The sequence below is a fragment of the Leclercia sp. UBA7405 genome (assembly GCF_037152215.1).
GTDB lineage: Bacteria > Pseudomonadota > Gammaproteobacteria > Enterobacterales > Enterobacteriaceae > Enterobacter > Enterobacter pneumoniae.
On record NZ_JBBCMR010000035.1, the window covers coordinates 1 to 206 of the forward strand.

Annotated in this window: 1 rRNA gene; it reads left to right on the plus strand. The window is 55.8% G+C overall.

What is annotated here, in order from left to right:
* Positions 1-206 (plus strand): 23S ribosomal RNA (locus WFN75_RS22750); the annotation flags it as partial.

Genomic DNA, 206 nt, shown 5'->3' on the forward strand with positions numbered 1-206 from the left:
CCCCAGTAGCGGCGAGCGAACGGGGAGCAGCCCAGAGTCTGAATCAGCTTGTGTGTTAGTGGAAGCGTCTGGAAAGTCGCACGGTACAGGGTGAAAGTCCCGTACACGAAAGCACACTTGCTGTGAACTCGAAGAGTAGGGCGGGACACGTGGTATCCTGTCTGAATATGGGGGGACCATCCTCCAAGGCTAAATACTCCTGACTG